The organism is Rhodococcus sp. As11, assembly GCF_048957735.1.
Lineage (GTDB): Bacteria > Actinomycetota > Actinomycetes > Mycobacteriales > Mycobacteriaceae > Rhodococcus > Rhodococcus gordoniae.
In genome coordinates this window covers 206,372-220,883 of the sequence record NZ_JARDJE010000002.1, presented here as the reverse complement: position 1 = coordinate 220,883, position 14,512 = coordinate 206,372, and the positions used below count along the sequence as shown (strand labels likewise).

Here is a 14,512-nt window from a genome sequence, read left to right as displayed (position 1 = left end):
GATCGGTGGATGACGGGGGAGCGGGGCGCGGCAGCTAATCTGGAAGGCATGGCTACCCGCGCTCCGCTCGTCCCCGGCACTCCGACTCCCGTCCGGGAGGTGCCCGCGTCGATCGAACGCCCGGAGTACGTGTGGAAGCCCACGGCGAAGGAAGGCAACGAGCCGTGGGTGCAGACACCCGAGACGATCGAGAAGATGCGACTCGCCTCGAAGATCGCCGCGCAGGCCCTCGTGGAAGCAGGTAAGGCCGTCGCGCCGGGTGTGACCACCGACGAGATCGACCGCGTCGCCCACGAGTACATGTGCGATCACGGCGCCTACCCGTCGACGCTGGGCTACCGCGGCTTCACCAAGTCGTGCTGCACCTCGCTCAACGAGGTGATCTGCCACGGGATCCCCGACTCGACCGTCGTCGAGGACGGCGACATCGTCAACATCGACGTCACCGCCTACATCGACGGCGTCCACGGCGACACCAACGCGACCTTCCTCGCCGGCGACGTCTCCGAGGAGGTCCGCCTTCTGGTCGAACGCACCCGCGAGGCGACGATGCGGGGCATCAAGGCCGTCAGGCCCGGCCGGGCCCTCAACGTCGTCGGCCGGGTCATCGAGTCCTACGCCAACCGCTTCGGCTACGGCGTCGTCCGCGACTTCACCGGCCACGGCATCGGCGAGACCTTCCACAACGGCCTGGTGATCCTGCACTACGACCGTCCCGACATCGACACGATCATCGAACCCGGGATGGTGTTCACCATCGAGCCGATGATCAATCTCGGCACCCCCGACTACGAGATCTGGGACGACGGCTGGACGGTCGTCACCAAGGACCGCAAGTGGACCGCGCAGTTCGAGCACACCATCGTCGTCACCGACACGGGCGCCGAGATCCTCACCCTGCCGTGACCACCTAGGGCGCGGCGTTCCGGGCGACCCACCAGGTCGCGCTCGTGCACACCGCGGCGACCAGTGCGGGAAGCACCACCAGGGTCGTGGTCGGCGCGGCATCGGCGAACCACGACCACAGCGCCGACCACGATCCGGTCCACGTCACGACGATCGCGACGAGACCGCCGAGCACCACGACGGACGCGGTAGCCGTCAGCAGACCCGTTGCGCGCCAACGGTGCTGGATGGCGCCGGCGAGCATCGCCAGTGCGATGATCAGGAGCATCGTGGTGAAGAAGCCCAGGAACTGCACCACGGAACTGTCGGTGACGAAACGCAGGATTCCGAACATCCGCATGTTCACGCCCCAGCCACCGGTCGCGGCTTCGAGCACCGAGAGGATCTGGAAGACGACCGAGAACACCGCGGACTGGACCACGGCGATCCACACCATCGACTGCATGTAGTGCGATCGGGTGGAGCCGAGACGCAGTGCGAACGAGAACATCTGGGTCATCGCCAGGAGGTAGAACGCGATGACGAAGCCGTAGACCGACAGCACGCTCCCCGTGACGTTGTACTCGGCACCCGTGTCGACGAGCGAGAAGATCACCCACGGGATGAGGGCCGAGGTGACCAGCAGGCCGACGGGCCACGCGAGGAGCAGTGGCCACGAGACGAGCTGCAGGCGGGCGACGGACAGGACGCGCGCGGGCCCGGTGGTGATCGGGGCCGGCAGCGGGATCGCGGTGGTCACAGCGATGCCTCCTCGTTCGTGGTGGCGGATGCGGATGTCCGGTGGAGATGGACCACGAGGTCCTGGAGCGAGATCGGCTGCACGTCCACCGGTCCGGAGGTGCGGGGAAGTTCGTCCGGGTCGCTGCGGAGGAAGGTCGTGCGGGCGACGCCGCCGAGTCCCTCCGTGTGCAGGACGGTGCTGTCGCCGACGATCCGTGCCACTTCGTCCGCCGGTCCGGTCGCCTGCGCGGCCCGGGTGCGCAGCGTGTCGGTGTCCTCGTCGACGACGAGATGTCCGCGGTCGAGCACGAGGACGTGTTCCAGGAGGTCGGCGGCCTCGTCGATCAGGTGGGTCGACAACACGACGGTGCGCGGCCGCTCGGCGTAGTCGAGCAGCAGTTCGTCGTAGAACATCTGCCGGGCGACGGCGTCGAGGCCCAGATACGGCTCGTCGAAGATCGTCACCGGTGCGCGCGACGCGAGGCCCACCACGATGCCCAGCGCGGAACTCATGCCGCGGGAGAGCTTCTTGACCTTGCGGCCGCAGGGCAGCGCGAATCTCTCGGCCAGCCGCTCGGCGTACCCCCGATCCCACAGTGGCAGCAGCAGTTCCGCCGAAGCGAGCACGTGCCCGACCCGCAGGTCGTCGGGATGACGCTGGGTGTCGGCGACGAAGCACAGCTGCTGGAGTACGGCGGTGTTCTCGTACGGATCCGCTCCGAACACCTCGACGCTGCCGGTGGTGGGACGCAGGTGGCCCGCAAGCAGCTGCATCAGGGTGGTCTTGCCGGCGCCGTTGCGGCCGAGCAGGCCGTAGATCGTGTTCCGGTGCAACGTGAAGTCGGCGTCGGTGAGGGCAGCGACGTCACCGAACTGCATGCCGAGGTGACGCGCGCGGACGACGGGCGAGGTGATGGTCATCTGTGCTCCCGTGTGTCGAGCATGGACTTGAGCTCGTCGATGCCGATTCCGAGTTTTCCGGCCTCGAGGACGAGCGGGACGACGTACTGCCGGGCGAACCGATCCCGTCGCCGGGCGACCAGCTTGTCGCGGGCGCCGGTGGTGACGAACATGCCGATTCCTCGCTTCTTGTAGAGGATTCCCTCGGTTGCCAGGGCGTTGAGACCCTTCGCCGCCGTGGCCGGATTGATGCGATGGAAGGCGGCGAGCTCGTTCGTGGAGGGAACCTGCGTCTCTTCCGCGAGGCTGCCGTCGACGATCGAGTTCTCGATGAGCTCGGCGATCTGCCGGAAGAGGGGCTTGCCCTCGTCGTTCAGCACGATGCCCCCGAACCCGAAGGCGGGTGCATCGGTTCATTACTCATGTAATGAACCATAGGACCTGATCGTCGATACGGCAAGAGCCGGTGCACCTACCGCGGCCATGTAGCGTTTGCGCATGGACTCGAGGACGGTGACCACGCCCGGTGGCGACGTGCAGGTACGGATCGGCGGCCCCGAAAGTCGTTACACGGTGCTGCTCTTCCCGGATGCGGGAGAGAACGCGGACGTGTACGACGTCGTGTGCGAACGGCTGCACACCTCCGACCTACGGACGATCGTGGTCGAGAAGATCGACGGACTCGCGCCCGGTGACGTCTTCGCCCTGCTCGACGGTCTCGCCCTGCCCTGGGTGCACCTGGCGGGCAGTGGAGCAGGAGCCGAGCTGGCATGGGCCGTCGCCGCAGGACGATTCGGACGCTTCGCGAGTCTCGTGGTCGCCGATCGCGGCCATCCCGCGGTCCCGGACCGCGACGGCACGGTGCGCGACGCCACGGCGCCGCCCGCGGAGGTCCCCACCACGATCGTCGTCGGTACCTCGTCGCGTCGCGCCGAGGCCGACGCGTCGATGCGCTACGTGACGGGGGAGTTCCGGGTGGTCGAACTCGACGGAGTGGACAACGTGCCCGTCGATGCGCCCACCGACTTCGCGTCCGCGATCGCGCTGCGTACCGGCAGCTGGTGATACGCGTGTGGCCTGCGGCCCCGGAGGGCGGCAGGCCACACGGCGCTGACGAGGGTGCTCGGAGACCGGGGAGCGCTCAGAGACCGAGCAGCGCGTTCTCGACGAGCTCGGGCAGAGCGGGATGGATCCAGTACTGGCCGGTCGCCATCTCCCGGGCGGGCAGACCGAACGACATCGCCTGGATGAGCGGCTGGATCACTGTCGACGCCTGCGACCCGATGATGTGGGCACCGAGCAGCAGACCCGTGGACCGATCGGCGATCAGCTTGCAGAAGCCCTCGGTGTCCTCCATCGCCCACCCGTAGGCGACGTTCCCGTAGTCCTGGATCTTGACGGAGATGTCGTATCCCGCGTCCCGGGCCTCGGCCTCGGTGAGGCCGACGGTCGCGATCTGCGGATCGGTGAACACGGCCGACGGGACGAAGCGATGGTCCGTTCGGTGCAGACCCGCGGGGTCGCCACCCCACGCGCCGCGGAGCAGGTTGTGCTGCACGACCCGTGCCTCGTGGTTGGCGACGTGCTTGAGCTGGTAGGGCGACGACACGTCACCGAGCGCGAAGACCCCCGCCGCGGACGTGCGCTGGAACTCGTCGACCACGATGCGGCCCTGCGCGTCGAGCTCGATGCCGGCCACCGCGGTGTGGAGCAGGTCTCCGTTCGGCTGCCGGCCCGTCGCGACGAGCAGAGCGTCGCCGCTCACGACGGTGCCGTCGGCGAGCTCGACCTCGACGCCGTCGCCGACAGGACGGAACGCCCGCGCGGGGTTGGCGAGGTGGACGTCCCACTTGGCGGCGGCCAGCGCGGTGAATCGTTGGGAGACGTCGGCGTCCAGATGCCGCAGCAGGCGGTCGGTCCGCGCCACCACCGAGACCCGGGTGCCGAGCGCCGAGAACACGTGGGCGAATTCCATCGCGATGAAGCCGGTCCCGAGGATCACGAGGGATTCGGGCAGTTTCGGCAGTCGCATGACGTCGTCGCTCGTGTGATATCTCACACCGGAGTCGAGCACGTCCTGCGGGATCGTCGGCCGCGAACCGGCCGCCACGACCACCTGATCCGCGGTGATCACCTCTCCGGTTCCGGTGTCGATGCGGCGCTCGCCGACGAAACGCGCGTGCCCGCCGTAGACCGTGACGTTCGCGCAGTCCTCGCGGCGGTAGCGCTCGCCGCCCGCCGCGATCGGATCGATACGGCCGAAGATGCGGTCGACGATGTCGTTCCACCGCACCCCGTCGACGGACGCGTCGACGCCGTACTTCGCCGCGTTCCGGATCGTATGGGCGACCTCGGCGGCGTAGACGTACATCTTCGTGGGGATGCAGCCGACGTTGAGGCAGGTGCCACCGAAGGTGCCTTCTTCGAGAAGGGCGACGCGCATCCCGTCGTAGCGCTCGTCGAGGATCGAATTCCCCGATCCTGTGCCGATGATCGCGAGGTCGTAGTGGGTCACGCGTGCTCTCCCATGGGTCGATGCAGTACGGAAACGGGGGCGGAGCCGGCGAAGTCGTCGGTCTCGGTGCCGGAACCGGAGGTCTCCGCCTCGGTGCCGGAACCGGAGGTCTCCGCCTCGTCCGCTCCGTCCAACCATTCCAGCCACAGGTCCAATTCCCGGAAGGCCACCGCGAGCGGGCCGGGGGTGGACAGGAACACGTCGTGGCGGGCACCGTTGATCGGCACGATCGTCGTGCGGTTCCCGAGGCAACCCGCCCATCGCGCGATCTGGCGGACGTCGAGTACCGCGTCGACCGTGTCGACACTCGCGTCGTACCGCGGAGCGGAACGCGAGGCTCCGGACCGCAGGATCAGCGACGGCACCCCGATGTCGAGTCCGCGGTGCAGTACGGAATGGCCCCGCCGGACCGCACGCAACCACCCGAACCGGATGGGGAAACCGGTGAGTGGCTTCCAGTCGAGGTCGTAGCGCCAGCCGTCGCTCTGCAGGCTGCGGCCGTAGCTCTCGGTCTTCGGCAGCGGGATCGGCGCCCGGGGCCGGAGCCGGCCGACGGCGTCGATGAGCGTCGTACCCACATTGCGCAGGTAGGAGGGCCCCTGCAGGTCGAACCAGGGGCTGTTCAAAACGAGACCCACGATGCCCGCCGCGGCCGGCCCACCGGGCCGGCGACCGAGCCGGTCGAGCCACAACGGCAGCACCAGCCCGCCCGTCGAATGGGCCGCCAGCAGCACACCGCCGCCGACCTCGCTGCGCACCACCCTCAGCGCCTCGTCGAGTTCGGCGTCGTAGTAGGCGAGATCGGTGACGAAGTGGGGGGTGTGTCCGGGTGCCCGTGAGCGACCGCACTTGCGCAGGTCGAGGGCGAAGAACCGGTAACCGCGCGCCGCGAAGTGCTCGGCGAGGTGCTGCTGGAAGAAATAATCGGTGAAGCCGTGGATGTAGAGCACCGCGCGGTCGGGCAGATCGGTGATCGCCGGCTGGTAGCGCACCAGGGTCGCCGAGATCTCGCCTTCACCGTCGGGGTCGGTGCCCAGTGGCAGGTCGAGCTGCTCGTAGCCGTCTCCGAGGACGTCAGGACGCCAAGTAGTCACTATCACACCCTAGGTGTGTTCGCCGACCACCGCTCATGGGTACACAATGAGGTGAAATGAAACGCCGGACAACGCGCGGGTAACCTGTCGGTCGCATTCGCGCGCCGCGTTGCGGGACACTCACGCGAGACGGTACCTCCGTATTTCGGCGGCGCGTGCGAACCAGACAAGGAAGTCGATTTCCCAGTGTCAGAGAACGTAGTAGCGAAAACCGACGTAGTGCTCGTGGGCGCGGGCATCATGAGCGCAACCCTCGGTGCGTTGTTGCGTCAGGTGCAGCCCGACTGGTCGATCACCGCGTTCGAGCGTCTCGACGCCGCGGCGGCCGAGAGCAGTGATCCCTGGAACAACGCCGGTACGGGCCACTCCGCGCTGTGTGAGCTCAACTACACCCCCGGCAAGCCGGACGGTTCGGTCGACATCGCGAAGGCCGTGAACGTCAACGAGCAGTTCCAGGTCTCGCGGCAGTTCTGGGCGTACGCCGTCGACAACGGCATCCTGTCCGACCCGAAGAACTTCATCAACCCGGTTCCGCACGTGAGCTTCGTGCACGGCGCCGAGAACGTGAAGTACCTGCGTGCCCGCTACGACGCTCTCGCCGGCCATCCCCTCTTCGAGGGCATGGAGTACACCGAGAACCCCGAGGTCTTCACCGAGCGCCTGCCGCTCATGGGCAAGGGCCGCGACTTCTCCGATCCGGTCGCGCTGAACTGGACGCAGACCGGAACCGACGTCGACTTCGGCGCTCTCACCAAACAGCTCATCAACCACGTCGCGGCCTCGGGCGGCTCCGTCTTCTTCGGGCACGACGTCACCGACATCGCCAAGCAGTCCGACGGCAGCTGGATCGTGAAGGTGCGCAATCGCCGCACCGGCGAGTCACGCAAGGTCCAGGCGAAGTTCGTCTTCGTCGGCGCGGGTGGCGGTGCACTTCACCTGCTGCAGAAGTCGGGCATCAAGGAGATCAAGGGCTTCGGCGGCTTCCCCGTCTCCGGTGCCTTCCTGCGCTGCACCAACCCCGAGGTCATCGCGCAGCACAGCGCGAAGGTCTACGGCAAGGCCGCGGTCGGCGCCCCTCCGATGTCGGTTCCGCACCTCGACACGCGCGTGATCGGCGGCAAGCAGGGTCTGCTGTTCGGCCCCTACGCCGGGTGGTCGCCCAAGTTCCTCAAGCAGGGCGGCATCATGGACCTGCCCAAGTCGGTCAAGCCCGGCAACCTGATGTCGATGCTCGGCGTCGGTGTCACCGAACTCGGCCTCGTCAAGTACCTCGTCGGTGAGCTGATGCAGTCGCCCGCCGACCGCATCGGCACCCTCGCCGAGTTCGTTCCCGAAGCGCGTCTCGAGGACTGGGAGCTCATCGTCGCCGGCCAGCGGGTGCAGGTCATCCGCCGCAAGGGTGCGGGCGGCGTCCTCGAGTTCGGTACCGCCGTCGTCAATGCGGGCGACGGTTCGATCGCCGGCCTGCTCGGTGCGTCGCCGGGTGCCTCGACGGCGGTCCCGGCCATGCTCGACGTGCTCGAGCGGTGCTTCCCGCAGCAGTGGGCGGGTTGGCAGTCCAAGCTCCGCGAGATGGTCCCGTCCCTCGGCGTCAGGCTGTCCGACAACCCCGACCTGTTCCGTCAGGTGTGGGACCACAGCACGAGGTCGCTCCAGCTCGACGTCGTCTCCGACACCGTGGCCGAGGCGCCCGTCGAGGCCGCCGCGGTCTGATCCGATCACCGCACCTGTGGCCCGAGGCGATGCCCGGGCCACAGGTGTCCTGACGGTGGGTCCGACCGGCGGATTCGCCGCGACACGAGAGATGGGGAGATGCCCGTGCCCGCTGCCGCAGAGGACGAGACCAGCTACCTGGTCGGACTCGATCTCCGCGGACGCCGCGTCGTGATCGTCGGAGGGGGCAGCGTCGCGCAGCGGCGTCTCGGCCTGCTCGTCGCGTCCGGCGCCCGCGTCCACGTCGTCACCCGGGCCGCGACCCCCGTGGTCGAGAGCATGGCGACGAAAGGCCGCATCACGCTCGACCTGCGCGACTACCGCGACGGGGATCTCGACGGCGCGTGGTACGCCATGGCCTGTACCGACGAGCCCGAGACCAACGCGGCCGTCGTCGCAGAGGCCGAACGCAACAGGATCTTCTGCGTCCGCGCCGACAACGCCCGCCACGGCAGTGCCGTCACTCCCGCCACCGCCCGGTACGAAGGCCTCGCAGTCGGTGTCCTCGCCGGAGGCGACCACCGTAGGTCCGCCGCCGTGCGCACCTCGATCCGCGACGCTCTCGCCGGAGCGACCGTCACGGAGTTCGCCGACGCCGGACCGAAGCCGGTCGGCGTGGCTCTCGTGGGCGGCGGTCCCGGCGATCCCGATCTCATCACCGTCCGTGGCCGCAGGCTCCTCGCCCGCGCCGACGTCGTGGTCGCCGACCACCTCGCACCGCAGGAACTGCTCGCGGAACTCGATCATCACGTCGAGGTGATCGACGCCGCGAAGCTCCCGTACGGACGGGCGATGGCCCAGCAGATGATCAACGAGACCCTGATCGACCGTGCGAGGGCCGGCAAGTTCGTCGTCCGGCTCAAGGGCGGCGACCCGTACGTCTTCGGTCGCGGCTACGAGGAGCTCGAGGCCTGCACTGCGGCCGGGATTCCTGTCACCGTCGTCCCGGGCATCACCAGCGCGATCTCCGTGCCCTCCGCGGCAGGCATCCCCGTCACCCATCGCGGCGTCACCCACGAGTTCGTCGTCGTCAGCGGACACGTCGCGCCGGGACATCCCGACTCGCTCACCGACTGGGACGCGCTCGCGAAGTTGCGGGGCACCCTGGTCCTGCTCATGGCTGTCGAACGCATCGACCGGTTCGCCGATGCCCTGATCGCCGGCGGACGTCCCGCAGACACCCCGGTGATCGTCGTGCAGGAGGGAACACTGCGCAGTCAGCGCGTGGTGCGTGCCGATCTGTCGACCGTCGCGCACCGCGTCCGCGACGAGGGCGTGCGCCCGCCCGCGATCATCGTGATCGGGCCGGTGGCCGGGTTCGGACTCGATCCGCGGACCGGCTCCGACTCGGACGGTGGGTAACGTTGGAACACGTGTCAGCCACCTCGCATCCGTCGGCCACCCGCGCGGTCGCTCTGGCCATGCTGGTCCTCAGCGGTCTCCAGTTGATGGTCGTTCTCGACGGAACGGTCGCGAATCTCGCGCTCGCTCCGCTGCAGAGCGATCTGGGACTGTCGGATTCGGGTCGCAACTGGGTCCTCACCTCGTACGCCCTCGCGTTCGGCGGACTGATGCTCCTCGGCGGCCGCCTGGGCGACAGTTACGGGCGCAAACGCATGTTCATGGGCGGGGTCGGCCTGTTCACCCTGGCGTCCCTTCTGTGCGGGCTGGCGACCGGCGAAGCGATGCTCATCGGCGCCCGCGCCCTGCAGGGTGTCGGGGCCGCGGTCGCGTCCCCGACCGCTCTCGCGCTCGTTGCGACGACCTTCGCCGCAGGCCCGGCACGCAACCGCGCCATCGCGGTCTTCGCCGCCATGACCGGCGTCGGGTCCATCGCGGGACTCATCCTCGGTGGCGCCCTCACACAGGTGTCGTGGCGCTGGATCTTCCTCATCAACGTCCCCATCGGTGTGCTCATCGTCGTGCTCGCCGCGATCGCGCTGCGTGAGACCGCGTCCGAACGCCTCGCGCTCGACGTTCCCGGCGCGATCCTCGCGACGCTCGGCTGCACCGGTCTGGTCTTCGGTCTCACCGAGGGCCCCGAACTCGGCTGGTCGAGCCTTCCGGTGATCGGTGCTGTCGCCGCGGGCTTCGTGCTGCTGGGACTGTTCCTGCTCGTCGAGCGGCGGGCCGAGAACCCGCTGTTGCCGTTCGTGCTGTTCCGGAACAAGGACCGCGTCGCGACCTTCGTGGCGATCTTCTTCGCGGGTGCGGTGATGTTCAGCCTCGCGGCCTTCGTCGCCCTGTTCGTACAGGACATTCTCGGCTACAGCCCACTCTCCGCGGGCCTGGCGTTCGTGCCGTTCGCCTTCGGTCTCGGAGGCGCCGCCGCGGTGTCGTCGAAGATGGTCGCGCGGATCGAACCCCGCTGGCTGGTGGTCACCGGCTCGGTGATCATGACGGTGAGCCTGCTCTACGGATCGACGATGGACGGTAGCGTCCGCTACGTCCCGACCCTGTTCGTGCTGGTGCTCGTCGTCGGTTTCGGCGTCGGACTGGCCGTCGTCCCGCTGCCGCTGTGCGCGATCTCCGGGGTGGGTCCGCACGAGATCGGACCGCTCTCGGCGATCGCGCAGGTCGCACAGACCCTCGGAGGTCCGGTCGGCCTCGGTGTGATCGGTGCGATGGCCACCTCGCGGACGATGTCGCTCGGCGGTGTCTCGGGGGCCGTCGCCGACATGACCGACGCCCAGCTCGTAGCCCAGGGCGAGGGTTACATGTTCGCGCTGGTCGGCTGCGCCGTCTGCGCGGTGATCGCCGGTATCGCGGCTCTGTTCATCCGCTTCACCCCCGAAGAGGTCGCCCAGGCGCAGGAAGCCGAGAAGGCCGCGCAGACGTCCTGATCCCGGGACCGTCGGCGCGGCGGATGAGTTTGTTCACGCCTGCCACGCGCGAACGCCGGGTACCCGACGCCCATGCAGGTCGGTGTTCTCGAACGGGGCAGATTCGTCGGATCGTGGATCGTCCGGGCCGTACGCGAGGCCGGGCACGAGCGGTACGTCGCCCTCCAGGCGTTCAGGTCGACGCTCGCTGCGGTCCTGGCGTGGCTCCTCGTCACCGAGGTGTTCCATTTCCAGCAGGCGTTCCTCGCGCCCTACGTCGCGGTCTTCCTCGTCGAGGCCACGCTCGTCCGCTCGCTCCGGCAGGCGGCGGTGCAGATCGGGGCGGTCGTCGCGGGGCTGCTGGTCGCGGTCGTCGTGACGCGGCTCGTGGAGTCGACGACCGCGGCGATCGGCATGGCGGTGGCCGTCGGCTACTTCGCGGGACGCTGGCGACGGTTCGAGTCCAGTGGCATCTGGGTTGCGATCACGGCGCTGCTGGTGATCGCCACCGGCGCCTCGGACAGTCCCGTCCTGCTGAGCGAACGCCTCCTCGAGACGATGATCGGGGCAGCGGTCGGCGTCGCGGTGACCGCACTGGTCTTCCCGCCCGTGTACTCGGCGGGCAAGGAGGGCACCGAGCTCACCGGCGAGCTGCGCGACCTGCTCCGGGACATGGCCACCGGATGCCGCGAGGAATCGTCGGGGTCCCGCGACTGGGTTCAGCGTGCGCGCGGCATCCACAGCTTCGTCCAGCGTGCCTTCGACGAATCGCGGTGGGCGCACGAGAGCGCCAGGTTGAATCCTCGCCCCGCCGCGGCCCGCGCCGGCGAACGGGCGCGTCGCTGGGACCGGACGCTCGACGACCTGTCGTCGGTGTCGAGCGCGGTCGAGGAACTCGCGCACGCCCTGGATCCGGTGCTCGGGGACGAGTTCGCGGAGTTCGACCGCCGGGACGTGCGGTCGGCGGTGGCCGCGGTGCTCGACGCACTGGCCGGGATGATCGAGGCTGTGGGGGCGGGTCGGGAAGTCGATCCCGACGGGGCGTGCCGCCGGAATCTCACGGATCTCGAACGGTTCGCCATCGAGTCGGGCGACATGGTTCTCACGGCGCGGCTCGGCGCCGTCCTGCACTCGGCCCGTCGCATCGTCGCCGCGATGGGACTCGAGGTCAGGTGAGCACGACCAGCTCGGTGGGCGACTCCACCTCGACGCGCAGCCCGGCCTTCGATGCGACCCGCGCGAGGGATGAGATGTCGCCCGGTTCCGCCCGCGTGAGGACGAGGGCGCGGGCGAGCAGGCCCTTGTGGTGCTTGTTGAAGTGGCTGACGACCTTGCGGGTGCCGTCCGGCTGCTCGGTGAACACCGTGGCGGTGACCGCACCCGGGACGGGACCGAGTTGCTGGTAGACACCGGAGCGGAGGTCCACCACGAGGTCACCGTCGGCGTCGGCGACCAGTGCCTCGGTGAGTTCGGCTCGCCAGACGGTCTTGAGTGTGCCGAATCCGGGCAGTTTCGAGCCTCCCGACAGGCGGTAGGCGGGTATCGGATCGGCGGCCCGCACGGCGCCGAACAGTGCCGAACCGATCCCCAGACGCCGACAGGCCTTGTCCCGCTGGGTCTTCGTGAATGTCGCCGCGTCGAGCGCGTCGTACAGCACCCCGGTGTAGCGCTCGAGTGCCGGACGGGTAGGGGAGACCCACAGCTTCGCGTTGCGTTCGATCTCGTCGGCTCCCTTGGCGCCCAGCCCGAGCGCGCGGCTCGACTCCTCGGGATCGTCGGCGAGGTCGACGAGCGCCTGCACGAGCATCTCCCGCGTCTCGGTCAGCTCCGGCATCGACAGGTCGGCAAGATCGAGCGGTCCGCCGTCGCCGCCGTCGGACTTGGTTTCGGAAGGGGGGAGAAGCACCAGCACAACCGGTAACCGTACCGACGTCGCGGAAGGTGGCCACGGTAGGCTGCACGGTCGTGATCACCCGCATGTCGCACCTGTTCCTCCGCACCCTCCGAGACGACCCGGCCGACGCCGAGGTCGCCAGCCACAAGTTGCTGGTCCGAGCCGGATACGTGCGACGTATCGCGCCCGGTGTGTATTCGTGGCTGCCTCTGGGGCTGCGGGTGCTGCGGCAGGTCGAGCGGGTCGTGCGCGAGGAGATGAATTCCATCGGTGCGCAGGAGATCGTCCTGCCGGCGCTGCTGCCGCGCGACGCCTACGAGACCACCAACCGCTGGACGGAATACGGCGACAGTCTGTTCCGGCTGCAGGACCGTAAGGGCGGCGATTACCTTCTCGGGCCCACCCACGAGGAGATGTTCGCGCTCACCGTCAAGGGTGAATACAACTCGTACAAGGACTTCCCCGTCACGCTGTACCAGATCCAGACGAAATACCGCGACGAGGAACGTCCCCGCGCCGGCATCCTGCGTGGCCGCGAGTTCGTGATGAAGGATTCGTACAGCTTCGACCTCACCGACGAAGGGCTCGCCGAGTCCTACCGGGCGCACCGCGACGCCTACGAACGCATCTTCACGCGCCTCGGGGTCGAGTACGTGATCGTCTCGGCCACCTCCGGCGCGATGGGCGGCAGTGCCTCCGAAGAGTTCCTCGCCGACTCGCCCGCGGGCGAGGACACCTACGTGCGATGCCTCGAATCCGGTTATGCGGCGAACGTCGAAGCGGTGAAGACCCTCGTGCCCGAACCGCTGCCGATCGACGGACAGCCCGAGGCGGTCGTGCACGACACCCCCGACACCCCGACGATCGACACGCTCGTCGCGGCGGCCTCGACGATCCTCGGGCGTGAGGTCACCGCGGCCGAGACGCTCAAGAACGTCCTGGTCAAGGTCCGCCGGCCCGGTGGCGACTGGGAGCTGCTCGGCATCGGTGTCCCCGGCGACCGCGAGGTCGACGACAAGCGTCTCGAGGCGTCGCTCGAACCCGCCGAGGTCGAACTGCTCACCGAAGCGGATTTCGCGGCGAACCCGTTCCTCGTCAAGGGCTACATCGGTCCGAAGGCGCTGCTCGCCAACGGTGTCCGCTATCTCGTCGATCCGCGGGTGGTGGACGGCACCAGCTGGATCACCGGTGCCGACGAGCAGGGCAAGCACGTCTTCGGTCTGGTCGCGGGTCGCGACTTCACGCCGGACGGAACGATCGAGGCCGCCGAGGTGCGCGACGGCGATCCGTCGCCCGACGGAGCCGGTGCACTCGTCTCCGCCCGCGGAATCGAGATCGGCCACGTCTTCCAGCTCGGCCGCAAGTACACCGATGCCTTCGCGGTGGACGTGCTCGGGGAGAACGGCAAGCCGGTGCGCCCCACGATGGGCTCCTACGGCGTCGGGGTCTCCCGCCTCGTTGCGGTGATCGCCGAGCAGCAGCACGACGAGAAGGGCCTGCGGTGGCCGGCGGAGATCGCCCCGTTCGACGTGCACCTGGTGATCGCGAACAAGGACGAGCAGGCGCGCGAGGGGGCAGAGAATCTCGCCGAGGAACTGTCCAACGCGGGGGTGGAGGTCCTGCTCGACGACCGTAAGGCGTCGCCCGGCGTCAAGTTCAAGGATTCCGAACTGCTGGGCATGCCGCTGGTCGTCGTGGTCGGCCGTGGATTCGCCGACGGCAAGGTCGAGGTTCGCGACCGCTTCTCCGGCGAGGCCGAGGAGCTGCCGATCGGTGAGGTCGTCCAGCGCATCCTTTCCCGCTGACCCCTGTCTCTCGCTGACCCCTGTCTGCCGGTGCCCTCGCACGCTCTGTGCGGGGGCATCGCTGCATCTGCGCGAAGGCGGCAATACCGGCGGCGCATAGGTAACGCTAACCTCATTCCGTTCTTGTGGTCTGTCACGACAGA

Annotated in this window: 13 protein-coding genes; 7 read left to right on the top strand and 6 right to left on the bottom strand. The window is 68.7% G+C overall.

Annotation, left to right across the window (positions count from 1 at the left end; all coding sequences use genetic code 11):
• Positions 1-48 precede the first annotated feature (48 nt).
• Positions 49-906, top strand: coding sequence for a type I methionyl aminopeptidase (map, locus tag PV766_RS03455; protein ID WP_026003066.1), 858 nt, complete (start codon positions 49-51; stop codon positions 904-906).
• A gap of 4 nt (positions 907-910) precedes the next feature.
• Here map and PV766_RS03450 read toward each other — a convergent pair whose 3' ends face one another.
• The 3 genes from PV766_RS03450 to PV766_RS03440 are packed head-to-tail and all read right to left on the bottom strand — an operon-like array spanning position 911 to position 2,903.
• Positions 911-1,645 (bottom strand): hypothetical protein, encoded by a 735-nt coding sequence (locus PV766_RS03450; protein WP_016933170.1) that lies wholly within the window; start codon positions 1,643-1,645, stop codon positions 911-913.
• Positions 1,642-2,547, bottom strand: coding sequence for an ABC transporter ATP-binding protein (locus PV766_RS03445; RefSeq protein ID WP_129976600.1), 906 nt, complete (start codon positions 2,545-2,547; stop codon positions 1,642-1,644). Before PV766_RS03445 ends, PV766_RS03450 begins: the two co-directional genes overlap by 4 nt.
• A complete protein-coding gene (locus PV766_RS03440; RefSeq protein WP_129976908.1) occupies positions 2,544-2,903 on the bottom strand; it encodes a GntR family transcriptional regulator in 360 nt (119 codons plus the stop codon). Before PV766_RS03440 ends, PV766_RS03445 begins: the two co-directional genes overlap by 4 nt.
• 121 nt (positions 2,904-3,024) lie before the next feature.
• Here PV766_RS03440 and PV766_RS03435 point away from each other — a divergent pair, with 121 nt between their 5' ends.
• Positions 3,025-3,591 (top strand): alpha/beta fold hydrolase, encoded by a 567-nt coding sequence (locus PV766_RS03435; protein WP_064063386.1) that lies wholly within the window; start codon positions 3,025-3,027, stop codon positions 3,589-3,591.
• Between the two features lie 76 nt (positions 3,592-3,667).
• On the opposite strand, the gene mtr is transcribed toward PV766_RS03435, so the two are convergent.
• Together mtr and PV766_RS03425 are read right to left on the bottom strand one after the other, a co-directional pair.
• Positions 3,668-5,041, bottom strand: a complete 1,374-nt coding sequence (gene mtr, locus PV766_RS03430) for a mycothione reductase (RefSeq protein ID WP_421096402.1) — start codon at positions 5,039-5,041, stop codon at positions 3,668-3,670.
• The gene (locus tag PV766_RS03425) at positions 5,038-6,135 is read right to left on the bottom strand and encodes an alpha/beta hydrolase (protein WP_421096401.1); all 1,098 of its coding nucleotides are present in this window, start codon (positions 6,133-6,135) and stop codon (positions 5,038-5,040) included. Before PV766_RS03425 ends, mtr begins: the two co-directional genes overlap by 4 nt.
• A 186-nt stretch (positions 6,136-6,321) precedes the next feature.
• Between PV766_RS03425 and mqo the strand changes: the two genes are divergently transcribed.
• The 4 genes from mqo to PV766_RS03405 all read left to right on the top strand — a co-directional run bounded on the left by mqo (position 6,322) and on the right by PV766_RS03405 (position 11,846).
• Positions 6,322-7,848 (top strand): malate dehydrogenase (quinone), encoded by a 1,527-nt coding sequence (gene mqo, locus PV766_RS03420; RefSeq protein ID WP_084421580.1) that lies wholly within the window; start codon positions 6,322-6,324, stop codon positions 7,846-7,848.
• A 99-nt stretch (positions 7,849-7,947) separates the two neighbouring features.
• Positions 7,948-9,210, top strand: coding sequence for a uroporphyrinogen-III C-methyltransferase (cobA, locus tag PV766_RS03415; RefSeq protein WP_421096400.1), 1,263 nt, complete (start codon positions 7,948-7,950; stop codon positions 9,208-9,210).
• A 59-nt stretch (positions 9,211-9,269) separates the two neighbouring features.
• On the top strand, positions 9,270-10,691 hold the full coding sequence (locus PV766_RS03410; RefSeq protein WP_421096486.1) for an MFS transporter: 1,422 nt from the start codon (positions 9,270-9,272) through the stop codon (positions 10,689-10,691).
• A gap of 72 nt (positions 10,692-10,763) precedes the next feature.
• A complete protein-coding gene (locus PV766_RS03405) occupies positions 10,764-11,846 on the top strand; it encodes an FUSC family protein (RefSeq protein ID WP_421096399.1) in 1,083 nt (360 codons plus the stop codon).
• Here PV766_RS03405 and yaaA read toward each other — a convergent pair.
• Positions 11,839-12,582: a peroxide stress protein YaaA gene (gene yaaA, locus PV766_RS03400; protein ID WP_421096398.1), complete on the bottom strand. Its 744-nt coding sequence runs from the start codon at positions 12,580-12,582 to the stop codon at positions 11,839-11,841. The genes PV766_RS03405 and yaaA overlap by 8 nt on opposite strands.
• A gap of 53 nt (positions 12,583-12,635) precedes the next feature.
• Here yaaA and PV766_RS03395 point away from each other — a divergent pair, with 53 nt between their 5' ends.
• Entirely contained in the window at positions 12,636-14,369 is a 1,734-nt protein-coding gene (locus tag PV766_RS03395; RefSeq protein ID WP_421096397.1) for a proline--tRNA ligase, read from the top strand.
• Positions 14,370-14,512: the final 143 nt, after the last annotated feature.